This is a genomic window from Actinopolyspora xinjiangensis, from assembly GCF_900104475.1.
Classification (GTDB): domain Bacteria; phylum Actinomycetota; class Actinomycetes; order Mycobacteriales; family Pseudonocardiaceae; genus Actinopolyspora; species Actinopolyspora xinjiangensis.
In genome coordinates, this window is sequence record NZ_FNJR01000014.1 from 20562 (window position 1) to 33406 (window position 12845).

Consider the following 12845-nt stretch of genomic DNA (forward strand, 5'->3'; position numbering starts at 1 on the left):
GCGTCGGGCGGTGCCTTCGCGGGTGTGAGGTTGGTCGTAGCGGGCGCCGTCACCGCGCGGGGCGCTATACCGTCGTGGGTGCGATGGATTCGACGCTGGCCAGGCGCATGCTCGCCGCCTCCACCGAGATCACCAAGGCCGCCCTCGCCGAGGAGGACCCGGGGGCGGTGCTGCCGCTGGTGGTGAGGCGGGCCGCCGCGTTGGCCGAGGCCGACCTGGGGCTCGTGATGGTCCGCGACGAGCAGGACAACCTCACCGTGGAGGCCTCCTGCGTCGGGCCGCACGCTCCCGAACCGCTGACCGACCCGGTGGGGTCGGTGCTCTCGCCCCACTCGGCGGCCTCCCACGTCGCTCACGGCGGTGTACCGGTGGTGGTCGACGACCTCATCGACGACCCGATGACCGCGCCCTACGTGCCGTGGGCGTTGCGGGTCTACGGGCCGTTCGCCGTGGCCCCGTTCGGGACGAACGAGCGCAAGCTCGGGGCGCTGGCGGTCTACCGCAGGCGCGGGGCCGAACCCTTCACGAGGGTGACGGTCGATCTGCTTACCTCGTTCGCCGCCCAGGCGGGACTGGCGCTGGTGCTCGCGGAGGGCTCCACTGCTCGGCAGCGCATCGCCGTCTACCAGGAGCGCGAGCGCATCGCCCGCGACCTGCACGATGTGATCGTGCAGCGGCTCTACGCGGCCGGTGTGCAGCTCAACGTGCTCGACCGCAGGGTCGCCTCCGAACTGGCCCCCTCGGACGCGAAACGGCTGACCGAGATAACCGACCAGATCGACCAGACCATCGCCGAGGTGCGCGCCACGGTGCGCACGCTCACCTCCTCGGACCCCCAGCAGCAACCGGCTCACGCGCCCGCGTTGGCGGATTCGCTGCGCTCCGAGGTGCGCATCGCGGGAGAGCTGCTGGGAAAGTCGCCCGATCTGGAGCTGGTGGGCGATCTGGACGACGTTCCGGTAGCGGTGGCCGATCACGCACGAGCGGCGCTGCGCGAGGCGCTGTCCAATGTGGTGCGCCACTCCGGGGCCCGAACCGTCTCCGTTCGGGTGAGGCGCGGCTACACCGGCCTGCTGTTGCAGGTCACCGACGACGGCTGCGGCATCCCGAGGGACGTGACCAAGCGGGGGCTGCGCAACATGGCGGAGCGGGCCACCGCGGCGGGCGGGAGCTGCACCATCGACTCCTCCCCGGACAGCGGCAGCACCATCACCTGGGAAGTCCCCCTGTCAGGGGACTGAGGAGGCTGCCAGGGGTCTTTTCACCCGGATCACCGGGCGCGCGAGGCCGAGCCGCCCCCGCGTCTCGCCCGGATCAGCCCTGCCTGCGCGCGTACCAGGCGGCCGCCTGGGTGCGACGTTCCATCCCGAGCTTGGCCAGCACCGAGGTCACGTAGTTCTTCACCGTCTTCTCGGCGAGGAACAACCGTTTGGCGATCTCGCGGTTGCTCAGCCCCTCCCCGATCAGTTCCAGCACCCGTTGTTCCTGCTCGGTCAACGCGTCCAGCTCGTCGGACTGTTTCTCGCCGTCCTCGCGCATCCGGTCCAGCACCCGTCGGGTGGTCACGGGGTCCAGCAGGGAGCGTCCCGCCGCGACCTCGCGCACCGCGTTGACGAGGTCCTGCCCGCGCACCTGTTTGAGCAGGTAGCCGGAGGCCCCCGCGTTGATAGCTCCCACCAGGGCCTGCTCGTCGTCGAAGGCCGTCAGCACCAGGCAGCGCGGTGGGGCCGGTAACTCGCGCAGGCCGCGGCACAGCTCCAGCCCGTCGCCGTCCGGCAGCCGCATGTCCACCACGGCCACGTCGGGCTGGTCCGCTCTCGCCCGGACGAGTCCTTCGTCCACGGTTCCCGCCTCGCCGATCACGGTGACGTCCGGCTCGGTGTCGAGCAGATCGCGCAGCCCCCTGCGCACGACTTCGTGGTCGTCGACCAGCAGCACGCGTACCCGCACGACCACCACGCTACTGGCGCATTCGCCCGAACGGACGGGCAGGGTGGGGCGCGTCGCGCACCCCGGCTCTGGTCTCAGCCGCGTCGCCGGAGGGGGTCAACGTCCCTTGCGCTTGCACCGCTTGGTGGGGACGGCCCGCTGCGTCTGCTCGGCCACCCGGTGCGCGCCGTGCCGTGCCCGGTAGCCCACCGAGGGCTTGCCCTTCGTGTCCACCGCGGTCATCAGCAGCCCGCCGAGCAGGCCGAGGTTCTTCAGGAACTGGGTCTGCTGCGCGGCACGCTGCTCCGGGTCCTCGTACTCCCAGAAGGAGTGCGCGGCCAGCGTGGTCGGGACCAGGCTGCCGGAGAGCAGCAGCGCGGCCAGCCTCGGCGTCTTGCCGAGCCCCAGCAGCACACCCGCACCGATCTTGACCGCCCCGTCGATCTTGACCAGCGTGTGGGGATCGGTGGGGATCTCCTCTGGAAGGCTGTCCCTGACGGGGGAGGTGGCTCGCTCCAGCAGCGGCTTGGCCGCCTGGGCGTGTCCCTCGGTGTCGCGGAAGGTCCCGATACCGCCCCAGACGAAGATCGAGGCCAACAGCGGACGTGCGAGCCTGCGGATGAGCATCGACGAAACCTCCTAGCCAGCCGGCGACGTCGCCGACGTTACGCCTTCGCTCCCCGTTTCGCTCGGGGTCGGGCTCCGGAGGCGCCTCGGGGCGAGCCCCGCTCCCGAAATCGGAGTTCAGGCGGTGTCGACCCTGGTGAAGGCCTCGTCCCACGCGGCCGCTACCTGCTTGGCGCACAGCTCGGGTGCGGCTCCGCCGACTCCGGTTCCCAGGCCGGGCAGCGCTATGGAGCGGACGACGTGGCGGACCGGCGTCCCGTTGTCCAGCACCGCCCCGGCCCACAGCCGCAGCATCGCCCTGGCCGCCAGATAGGGGTGGACGGTGTCGCCCGGCAGCGTTTCACCGGGGGCGCGCATCGTGGGCGCGCTGATCAGCCAGGCGGGGTTGCGGCAGCCGGTGGGCACCAGCAGTGCCTCCCCGACCGGGAGCTCGCCGCCGTGGTAGGCCAGCACGGCGCTGCGCACCTGCTGTTCCACGTCGGGAAAGGCGTTCGCGTAGACGGCGTCTATGCCACCGCGCATCCAGCCGTACGAGTTCGCCGGGCTGACCACGGCGTCGACCCGCGTGTCGAGTACCGAACCGTGGTGGACGCTGATGCCCTCTCGTCCGCGGGCGATGCTGTTCCACGCTGCGGCCAGCGGCTCGTCCAGTGCGCACAGGACCAGCCGCAGCTCCGGCTCCGCCCCGTTCGTCGAGCGCTCCGAATCCGCGGTCACGTGCACAGCATCGCAGGAAAAGCCCGGTTCGCGTAATTGGGTGGGTCACACTCCAAGGGCATGATCTTTACCACCATTGTGTGAACTGCGGTTTCTCGGCGAATCCGGGGTCGTACGCCATCGCGAAGCGCGGCAGTAGGCTGGCGGCGTGCCCCGAATCGCGTACCTGGGTCCGCAAGGAACATTCACCGAGCAGGCGACGCGTGCGCTGACGGCGGACTTCGCCGCGGAGCTGATCGCCCACGACACCGTGCACTCGGCGTTGGACGCGGTACGCCTCGGAGACGTCGAGGCCGCGGGCGTGCCGATGGAGAACTCCGTGGAGGGCGCGGTCGCGGCCACGCTGGACGGGCTGGTCGGCGGCGCTCCCCTGGTGGCCGTCGCCGAGCTGGTGCTGCCGATCCGGTTCGACGTGCTGCTGCGCCCCGAGGTGGATCCGCTCCACGCGACCTCGGTGGCGAGCCACCCCCACGCGCTGGCGCAGGTGCGTGGTTGGCTCTCCGAACGATTGCCCCGGGCGCTGGACGTGCCCACCGCATCCACCGCCACCGCCGCCGCCGAAGTGGCGAACGGCACCGCCGACGCGGCCGTGGTGGCCCCGGTGGCAACCCGCTACCACCCCGAGCTCACCCGGTTGGCGAGCGAGGTGGCCGACGTGGACGACGCTGTCACCAGGTTCCTGCTGGTGCGGCGCCCCGGCCTGCTGCCCGACCCCACCGGCGCGGACCGGACCTCGATCGCCGTGGTCGCGCACGACGAGGTGGGGGCGCTGGGGGAGGTGCTCTCCGAGCTCTCGCTGCGCGGCATCAACCTGAGCCGGATCGAGTCCCGGCCCACCAAGGACCGTCTGGGTGCCTACCGGTTCTTCCTCGACTTCGACGGCCACGTGGCCGACACCAGGATCGGGGACGCGCTGACCGGGCTGCACCGGCGCTGCTTCGAGGTGCGTTTCCTGGGGTCGTTTCCCAAGGCCGACAGCAAACCGGTCAACGTACGGGCGGCGGACTCCGAGCAGGCCTTCCGGCGCTCGATGAGCTGGCTCGACGAGGTACGCGCGGGACGCATCGCCTGAAGCTCCGGGAACCGTCCGCGACGGCGTGGCACGAGCGCCCGACACCCCCGCGGCCGCGACTCCCACCGGGCCAGGCCGAACCAACCGGCCGAGCCCGGCACCGGGAACGGTGAGCATCCCGACCGGCACCCGCTCCGGCCGCCGGTGCTAGCCCCAGCCGAGCGCGTGCAGCTTCTCCTCGTCGATCCCGAAGTGGTGCGCCAGTTCGTGCACCACGGTCACCGCGACCTCCTCGACGACCTGCCGCTCGGTGGAGCACATCTCCAGCAGCGGCTCCCGGTAGATCGTGATCCTGTCCGGCAGCACCCCGCCGTAGTCACTGTCGCGTTCGGTCAGCGCGACCCCCTCGTAGAGACCGAGCAGCGACTCGTCTTCCGGGTTGTGGTCCTCCACCAGGATCACCACGTTGTTCAGCTCCCGCAGCAGTCGCTGGGGCACCCGGTCCAACGCGTCACCGACAAGCTCCTCGAAGCGCTGTCGCGACATCTCCACCGGCAATCTCGTTCACCTCGTGCCGTCGGCGGGGACTCCGGGGCGGGGGGTCGTCTCCGGGGCCGGTCGGTCGCTGATGGAGATCTCGCCGGTCACGCTGCCGGTGACCGGGGCGAATCCGCCGTCCTCGCCGAGCGTGGCCGCGACCTTGCAGTTGACCTTGCGCGACCCGGCCTGCCAGCTCTCCTCGGACAGGTTGTCCCAGTACAGCGACAGCCCCTTGTCCTCGGCCACGTTCTTGCCGCCCGCGTAGTCGGCCAGCTGCTTCTGGCAGGTCGTGAGCAGGAACTCGTCCTGGCGTTCCGTCGGGGGGAAACCGTCCTTGAATTCCTGGCTCAGATCGGCGAGCCCGGTCATCTCCACCGAGTGCGGCTGCGAGCACTCGACGGGAGCCGAGACCGAGGAGCCGCTGATCCCCAGACAGGTCCCCACTTCGTAGGTGTCGGACTGGTCGAGTTCGTCGACCTTGCCCGTGAACCGGTACAGCTGACCGGCCGGGCCCGGTTGCTGCAGCGCACAGTACAGGGTGCGGTCGCCGCTGTTCCAGCTCTGCTTGCTCGGCAGGAAGGCACTGACCTCGAAGCGGCCGTTCGGGTCGAAACCGCCCTCGAGGTACTGCCGCGCCACGTCGGCGCAGCGCTTCGACTTGAGCTCGTTGAGCACCTCGGTGCTCGGGAAGTCGGCGTCGGGACCGAACCGCGCCCACACCTCGGCCGTCCCGGTCATCTCGAACAGGTGCGGTTCGGAGCAGTCCACCCTGCTGATGTCGCTCGCGTCCGGCTCGGTCCAGTTCAGGCAGGTTCCGGCGGGCGCCTCGAACTCCGGGGGCTCGGCGGTGGTCGTCGGCTGCTCGGCCAGCCCCGGCGCGGGATCCTCGGCGGAGGGCCAGTTCAGCAGCGCCGCCACCGTGAACACCAGCAGAGCGCCGAGGACGGCCATCAGCATCACCAGCCGTGCGTTCGCCGCTCCCCGCCGGTCGCGACCGCCGCGGGAGGAGCTCTTCGCGCCGGGAGACTGCTCCGGCGGTGGTGATTCGGGAGGCTCGGCCATCACCCCTCCATACTGCCTGGCCACTCAGCGGGGCGCGCAAAGTGCGGTGCGTGCCGTCGCTCGCGTCCTGCGGTGGCCGGTGGCGGGGTGGGCGCGCCGACCACCCAGGCTGGGCCGTTCCGGTCGGGACAAGCTAGGCTGACCTGCCGTGATCGACCTGAAGACGCTGCGCGAAGACCCCGAGGCCGTGCGCGCTTCCCAGCGCGCCCGGGGGGAGGACCCCTCCCTGGTGGATGCCCTGCTGGCCGCCGACGAGCGGCGCAGGTCCGCCGTGGCCGGCGCCGATGAGCTGCGCGCCGAGCAGAAGCGGTTGGGCAAGGAGGTCGGCAAGTCCTCGGGTGAGCAACGCGAGCGGTTGCTCGCCGAGGCCAAGGAGCTCGCGAACCGGGTCAAGGAGGCCGAGGCCGAGCAGACCGCGGCCGACGCGGAGCTGGAGCGGACGCAGCGGGCCGTTTCCAACGTCATCGAGCCCGAGACTCCGCACGGGGGAGAGCAGGACTACGTCGTGCTCAAGCACGTCGGCACCCCGCCCGAGTTCGACTTCGACACGGCCGATCACCTCGAACTGGGGACCGCGCTGGGCGCGCTGGACATGGAGCGCGGCGCCAAGGTCTCCGGAGCGCGGTTCTACTTCCTCACCGGAGTGGGCGCCCAACTCGAACTGGCACTGCTCAACATGGCCGCGGCCAGCGCCACGGCGGCCGGGTTCACGCTGACGGTGCCGCCGGTGCTGGTGCGCCCCGAGGTCATGGAGGGCACCGGTTTCCTGGGCGCGCACTCCGACGAGGTCTACCGGTTGGAGCAGGACGATCTGTACCTGGTCGGCACCTCCGAGGTTCCGCTGGCCGGTTACCACCAGGGTGAGATCCTCGACTTCACCGACGGGCCGCGCCGCTACGCGGGTTGGTCCACCTGCTTCCGCAGGGAGGCGGGTTCCTACGGCAAGGACACCCGGGGAATCATCCGGGTGCACCAGTTCAACAAGCTGGAGATGTTCTCCTACTGCCCGCCGGAGCGGGCTCGTCAGGAGCACGAGCGGCTGCTCGCCCTGGAGGAGGACATGCTCGGCAAGCTCGAACTGTCCTACCGCGTGATCGACACCGCCGCCGGTGACCTGGGGGACAGCGCGGCCCGCAAGTTCGACTGCGAGGCGTGGATTCCCAGCCAGGGTGACTACCGCGAGCTCACCTCCACCTCGAACTGCACCACGTTCCAGGCGCGGCGGCTCAACATCCGCTACCGCGACGAGGAGGGCGCCAACCGGATCGCGGCCACGCTCAACGGCACGCTGGCCACCACCCGCTGGATCGTCGCGATCCTGGAGAACCACCAGCGGGCCGACGGTTCGGTCCGGGTGCCGGAAGGGCTGCGTCCCTTCATGGGTGGTGTCGAGGTCCTCACTCCGTAGGTGCCCCCGCCACGAGCGGCGGGGCGACCAGCCGGTGATGGCGGTCCCGGGCGCCTCCCCGATCACCTCACCGGGTGCCTCGGCGACGCGGGGCGTCGGGTCATCCGGTGGCGGCGGGTTGCGTCACCCGCTCCGCCGTCCCCTTCTCCAGAGTCACCCGGACACAGGCGGCGGCGAGCCGGGCCAGATCCTCCTCGTCGACGAGTTCGGCCAGCTCCTCGGCCCGGCCCGGCAGGCCCACCCGCTGTGCACCGGTGAGCGCCTTCTTGTCGAAGTAGGGGCGCAGCTCCGGCCACACCGCCTGCGCCTCGCGGCAGAAGATGTCCGCGCCCACCGGGCCCAGTCTCGGGATCCGGCGCAGCGACTTCCGCAGTGCGCCGGGATCTCCGTCCGCCTCCGCGCGCATACCGCGCGGATCGCCGCCGTACTCGTCCCGCAGCAGCTCGGCACCCTGCCCGAGCGCGGTGGCGGTGCTCTCGTCGTAGCGCACGTAGTGCCCCCGCCCCAGCGCGTCCACGCGCTGTTGCCAGGTGGCCCGCAGCATCCGCTCCGGGGTGTCGAACTCCGCGAGCTCCCGGTTGGCCGCGACCGCTATCTCCGCCTTGATCCGGGTGGACAGCAGCACCGACAGAACCAGCAACCGGTACAGCGGTTCGGGGCGGTCCCGCAGCGTGATGCTCGCCTGCGCGGCATAGCTGGTGCCCGCCACGTCCAACAGGCGACGGGCCGTGGTTCGTGTCGACATTCGCGGGATCTCCCGGTACGTGGCGACGATCGGTTCCGGCGTTCGCGTTCGACGCCTCACCCCGGGAACTACCCGGCGCACCCGGCGGGTATTCCGGGGCTCGGCGGGGTGGTCCCGGCCGGGCGGCTCAGCGCTCCTTCAGGCCGGGCAGCACCTCGGAGGCGACCTCCTCCAGCACCGACTCCCGCCCCTGGAAGGGGGTCTCCTGCCTGGGCCAGTGCACGATCACGTCGGTGAACCCGAGTTCCCCCGCCCTGCCGAGCAGGTCCCTGAAGTGCTCGACGCTGGACAACGAGTAGGTGGGGCCGGCGTCGGCGTTGAGGTAGCGCGGCACCCGTCCCGGTACCCGGCCGTGTTCCAGCAGCACCTCCTCGAAACGTGCCGTGTTGTCGCGCAGCGAGCGCCACCACCGCTCGCCGTCCGTCACGTCGGTGCCGGAGGGGCGGCCGGTGGTCACCCAACCGTTGCCGAACCTCGCGGCCACCCCCATGGAACGGGTGCCCTCGGCCGCCACCACGAACGGGACGCGCGGCGTCTGCACGCAGCCGGGGGAGCGGCGCGCCTCCACGGCCGAGTAGTACTTGCCCTCGAAACTGACGTTGTCGGTGGTGAGGATGTTGTCCAGCAGCTCGGTGAACTCGGCGAAGCGCTCGACCCGGTCGGAGCTCGACACCGGTTGGCCACCGAAGACCCGTACGTCGAAGCCCTGGCTCCCGGACCCGGTACCCAGCAGGAAACGTCCGTCGCTGACGTCGTCCAGCGCGGTCACCTCCCGGGCGAAGTGCACGGGGTGCCGGAAGTTCGGCGAGCTCACCAGCGTGCCCAGCTTGATGCGGGAGGTCACGGTGGCGGCGGCCGTGAGGGTGGGCACCGCGTCGAACCACGGTTTGTCCACCAAAGATCTCCACCCCACGTGATCGTAGGTCCAGGCGTGGTCGAAGCCGTACTCCTCGGCCATACGCCAGAGCGGTTCCGCGGCCCACCAGCGGTGTTCGGGCAGAATCACTATCCCAACGCGCACACCCGTGACCGTATACGTTCACCCGGCTCCGCTACGAGAGGACGGCGCGGCGTAGGCGAGAGGTTCTCCCGGAAGTGGCACGCATCGCGTCCGCCGAACCGCTTCGGCAGGGCAGAATGGGGGAGTGCGCAGACCACGCCTTGTCGCCTCCGACGTCGACGGAACCCTGCTGGACCCCGCCGAGCGGGTGACGGAACGGACCGCGCGCAACGCGCGTGGCGTCCACGAATCGGGGACGCCGTTCGTGCTGGTGACCGGCCGTCCACCGCGTTGGATACCCCGGATCGTCGCCGGTCTCGGAGTGGCGGGGACGGTGGTGTGCTCCAACGGCGCGGTCGTCTACGACGCGGCCGCTGACCGTGTGCTCCACAGCACGTCGATAGACCCGATAGCACTGCGGGACGTCACCGGTGAGCTGCGCGAGGCGCTGCCCGGCTGCTCCTTCGGGGTGGAGCGCTCGACGAACGGCGCGCACGACCGGCTGGACCAGCAGTTCATCGCCGAGTCCTCGTTCCACCGCTGCTGGCCCAATCCCGATCTCCGCGTCGCGCCCCCCGACGAGCTGGTCGGGATGCCCGCCGTGAAACTGCTGGTCATGCACGAGCGGATGACCAGCGCCGAGATGGCGGTCGCGGCTGCGGAGCTCGTCGGCGGGCGACTGCAGGTCACCTACTCCACCGGCGCGGGACTGCTGGAGCTGTCAGCGCCGGGGACGAACAAGGCCGCCGGGTTGGCTCGGGTGGCCGAGGACCTGTCGGTGGAGCCGTCCGACGTCATCGCCTTCGGCGACATGCCCAACGACATCCCCATGCTGGAGTGGGCGGGGCACGGTGTGGCGGTCGGCAACGCCCACCCCGACGTGCGCCAGATCGCCGACGAGGTCACCGCGGGCAACCATGCCGACGGGGTGGCGACCGTGCTCGAACGCTGGTGGTGAACTCCTGTTGTCGGCGGCTCGGTTTGCGTGGCGGTGCGGGTGGCGGAACCTCTCGCACGGCTCTCGCTGCGGGTGCCCCGACATCGGGTAGCGACCTACACAACGTCGGGGCCGTCCTCGCGAGAGCCGCACGCGAGAACCCGCTGCGGCGCCGATCGCGTAAGTGGTCGGGGTTCGACTTGCGGGAGTGGTGGGGTTCGGCTCCGTGTCACAGCGGCGCGGCGATTTCGTGGGAAATTGACGGCCGTCCCAAGCCGGACCGCCGTACGCACCGGGGCCCTTGCCCAGTGGCGCGGCGATTTCGCGAGAGATTGACGCCAGCTGGGGTCGCACCGCCGCACCCGCGAAATTGACGCCCCGCACCGGTTGTCAGGTGGCAGCGGGCACTGATTCCCGTCTGATGGTGTCCATCCGGGCGTGGACGTTGTCGCCGGGGCACGCGGTGTCGCCGACGTCGCGGTGGCTGAAGATCCGGGGCAGGGTCACCGCGGTGCCCTCGGGGTATTTGTTGCCCTGTCCGCCGCCGGAGATCAGCGTGGTCTCGCCCAGCGGGTCCCTGCCGACGGTGCCGAGCTTCCAACCGGCGATCCGCCCGGTCGAACGCAGCGCGCTCCAGGTCGGAGCGGCGGTCTGGAAATCGCCGATCAGCGCCACCCCGAAGGTCTGGCCGTTGAACCCCTTGGTGTGGCCACCCACCACGTGCCGTCGCAGCCCGTCGGTGCGTCCCTCGAAGATCGTGCCGCACTTGTCCACCAGCGCGTGGTAGCCGATGTCGCCCCAGCCGAGCTCCACGGCGTGATAGTGGTAGAGCCCACGGACGACCTCGGCGGAGCCGGCACAGGTGTAGTCGTTCGTCTCGACGGTGTGGTGCACGATCGCGGCCCGCGTGGTGGCCGAGTACTCCGGTGGCCAGCGCATCAGGCTCTCGTCGGCTCCCCACTCCGCGCGGGTGACCACCGGTGGCCGTGCGGTGCGTCCCTCGGGCTCGGAACGCACCGGCTCGGTACCGGGCGTGATCGCGACCAGTTCCAGCTCGTCGGTCACGTGCTCGCCCGCCCGGCTCGCGCGTATCCGGATCTCGGAGCTCGGCCCGGTCCACCAGGCGCCGCTGGCTCCCCCGGACCCCGAACGACCTGTCCCGCCGTGGCCGGAAACGCTCAGCGGTGTGAGCTCGTGCCACCGGCTCCACCGCCCGTCCTGCCGCTTTCGCGCCGTTATCCGGTCCGGCGCCCTTCCGTCCCAGGTGACCGCGACCATGCTGAACGGTTGTCGGGTCCGCACCGTGCGGATCCCCGGGGCTCCACGCGCTGCAGGAGCCTCCGACAGGGCTCTGTGCACCGCCGTCGTCTCCTCGTGAGCAGGGGCGCGTTCTTGCGCGGCCGAACCGGCGGAAACGGTGGTGACCAGTGTCGTCGCGGCCAGTGCGATGGTTCCGGCGATGAAGCCGCGGAGCATGTTCGCCTCGCTCACGTTGCCGGGGCCCTGTCGGCGGTTTCCGGTGTGACTCGTTCACATCACTGTCGGTGAGTATGCGACGGAATCACCGCGAACGCCCGGTGGAGCCACCCTTCTCGGAGAGACGATCGCGAAACCGACACGCTCCGGCACGGATGGCACGCGGTTTCGGCACCCGGTTGGGCCAACGCTACCCTCGCGGCTGTGAGCTTCGGAGGTTATGACCTGATTATCGTAGGTTCGGGATTTTTCGGACTTACCATCGCTGAGCGTGCCGCAGCCCAGCTGGACAAGCGAGTACTGGTACTGGAGCGAAGGCACCACATAGGTGGTAACGCCTACTCCGAGGCCGAGCCGGAAACCGGTATCGAGGTGCACCGTTACGGTGCGCATCTGTTCCACACCTCGAACAAGCGGGTGTGGGACTACGTCAACCGTTTCACCGACTTCACCGACTATCAGCACCGGGTCTTCACCCGCTATCAGGGCCAGATCTACTCCTTCCCGATGAACCTCGGGCTGATCTGCCAGTTCTTCGGTCGGGCGTTCACCCCGGACGAGGCGAAGGCGCTGGTCGCCGAGCAGGCGGCCGAGATCGAGACCGCGGACGCCAAGAACCTGGAGGAGAAGGCGATCTCGTTGATCGGCCGCCCGCTCTACGAGGCGTTCGTGCGTGGTTACACCGCCAAGCAGTGGCAGACCGACCCCAAGGAACTGCCCGCGTCCAACATCACCCGCCTTCCGGTGCGCTACAACTTCAACAACCGCTACTTCAGCGATACCTACGAAGGCCTGCCGGTGGACGGTTACACGGCCTGGCTGCGTCGGATGGCCGAACACCCCAACATCGAGGTCCGGCTCAACACCGACTACTTCGAGGTGCGCGACCGGTTGCCCGCGGTTCCGGTCGTCTACACCGGTCCGCTGGACGGCTACTTCGACTACTCCGCGGGTGAGCTGGGCTGGCGAACCCTCGACTTCGAGACCGAGGTCGTACACACGGGAGACTTCCAGGGCACGCCGGTGTTGAACTACGCCGACGAGGAGGTCCCGTACACGCGCATCCACGAATTCCGGCACTTCCACCCGGAGCGCGACTACTATCCCAATGACAAAACCGTAATCGTCAGGGAGTACTCGCGGTTCGCCGAGAGCGGCGACGAACCCTACTACCCGATCAACACGGCCGAGGACCGGTCGAAGCTGGAGACCTACCGCGAACTGGCCAAACGGGAGGCCAAGGAGCGCAAGGTGCTCTTCGGCGGCAGGTTGGGTACGTACAAGTACCTGGACATGCACATGGCCATCGGGTCCGCGCTGAGCATGTTCGACAACAAGGTTTACCCCTACTTCACCGAGGGCCGCTCGTTGGACGGCTCGATGGAGGACTGA

At 70.0% G+C, this 12845-nt stretch carries 13 protein-coding genes; 5 read left to right on the forward strand and 8 right to left on the reverse strand.

From position 1 onward, the window contains the following. The first annotated feature begins 83 nt into the window (after positions 1 to 83). Positions 84 to 1241, forward strand: coding sequence for a GAF domain-containing sensor histidine kinase (locus tag BLQ75_RS19310; RefSeq protein ID WP_092604100.1), 1158 nt, complete (start codon positions 84 to 86; stop codon positions 1239 to 1241). 73 nt (positions 1242 to 1314) lie between these two features. Here the strand turns inward: BLQ75_RS19310 and BLQ75_RS19315 are convergent, their stop codons facing one another. The 3 genes from BLQ75_RS19315 to BLQ75_RS19325 all read right to left on the reverse strand — a co-directional run bounded on the left by BLQ75_RS19315 (position 1315) and on the right by BLQ75_RS19325 (position 3279). After that, positions 1315 to 1950, reverse strand: a complete 636-nt coding sequence (locus BLQ75_RS19315) for a response regulator (RefSeq protein ID WP_092604168.1) — start codon at positions 1948 to 1950, stop codon at positions 1315 to 1317. 96 nt (positions 1951 to 2046) lie between these two features. Continuing rightward, positions 2047 to 2556: a DoxX family membrane protein gene (locus tag BLQ75_RS19320; RefSeq protein WP_092604101.1), complete on the reverse strand. Its 510-nt coding sequence runs from the start codon at positions 2554 to 2556 to the stop codon at positions 2047 to 2049. Positions 2557 to 2673: 117 nt separating this feature from the next. Further along, entirely contained in the window at positions 2674 to 3279 is a 606-nt protein-coding gene (locus BLQ75_RS19325; RefSeq protein WP_092604102.1) for a macro domain-containing protein, read from the reverse strand. A gap of 142 nt (positions 3280 to 3421) precedes the next feature. On the opposite strand from BLQ75_RS19325, the gene pheA reads away from it, so the two are divergent. Continuing rightward, positions 3422 to 4345: a prephenate dehydratase gene (gene pheA, locus BLQ75_RS19330; protein ID WP_092604103.1), complete on the forward strand. Its 924-nt coding sequence runs from the start codon at positions 3422 to 3424 to the stop codon at positions 4343 to 4345. Between the two features lie 147 nt (positions 4346 to 4492). Here the strand turns inward: pheA and BLQ75_RS19335 are convergent, their stop codons facing one another. Together BLQ75_RS19335 and BLQ75_RS19340 are read right to left on the reverse strand one after the other, a co-directional pair. Continuing rightward, positions 4493 to 4843: a metallopeptidase family protein gene (locus BLQ75_RS19335; protein WP_092604104.1), complete on the reverse strand. Its 351-nt coding sequence runs from the start codon at positions 4841 to 4843 to the stop codon at positions 4493 to 4495. 6 nt (positions 4844 to 4849) lie between these two features. Then, positions 4850 to 5887, reverse strand: a complete 1038-nt coding sequence (locus tag BLQ75_RS19340) for a septum formation family protein (RefSeq protein ID WP_092604105.1) — start codon at positions 5885 to 5887, stop codon at positions 4850 to 4852. Between the two features lie 148 nt (positions 5888 to 6035). On the opposite strand from BLQ75_RS19340, the gene serS reads away from it, so the two are divergent. Further along, positions 6036 to 7295, forward strand: coding sequence for a serine--tRNA ligase (gene serS / locus BLQ75_RS19345; protein ID WP_092604106.1), 1260 nt, complete (start codon positions 6036 to 6038; stop codon positions 7293 to 7295). Positions 7296 to 7395: 100 nt separating this feature from the next. On the opposite strand, the gene BLQ75_RS19350 is transcribed toward serS, so the two are convergent. Beyond that, the gene (locus BLQ75_RS19350) at positions 7396 to 8040 is read right to left on the reverse strand and encodes an endonuclease (RefSeq protein WP_092604107.1); all 645 of its coding nucleotides are present in this window, start codon (positions 8038 to 8040) and stop codon (positions 7396 to 7398) included. A 127-nt stretch (positions 8041 to 8167) separates the two neighbouring features. Next, positions 8168 to 9061: an LLM class flavin-dependent oxidoreductase gene (locus tag BLQ75_RS19355; RefSeq protein WP_092604108.1), complete on the reverse strand. Its 894-nt coding sequence runs from the start codon at positions 9059 to 9061 to the stop codon at positions 8168 to 8170. Positions 9062 to 9185: 124 nt separating this feature from the next. Between BLQ75_RS19355 and BLQ75_RS19360 the strand changes: the two genes are divergently transcribed. Beyond that, positions 9186 to 9998, forward strand: coding sequence for an HAD family hydrolase (locus tag BLQ75_RS19360; protein WP_092604109.1), 813 nt, complete (start codon positions 9186 to 9188; stop codon positions 9996 to 9998). 369 nt (positions 9999 to 10367) lie between these two features. Here the strand turns inward: BLQ75_RS19360 and BLQ75_RS19365 are convergent, their stop codons facing one another. Then, positions 10368 to 11468 (reverse strand): peptidoglycan recognition protein family protein, encoded by a 1101-nt coding sequence (locus tag BLQ75_RS19365; protein WP_244515740.1) that lies wholly within the window; start codon positions 11466 to 11468, stop codon positions 10368 to 10370. A gap of 189 nt (positions 11469 to 11657) precedes the next feature. On the opposite strand from BLQ75_RS19365, the gene glf reads away from it, so the two are divergent. Then, a complete protein-coding gene (gene glf, locus BLQ75_RS19370) occupies positions 11658 to 12845 on the forward strand; it encodes a UDP-galactopyranose mutase (protein WP_092604110.1) in 1188 nt (395 codons plus the stop codon).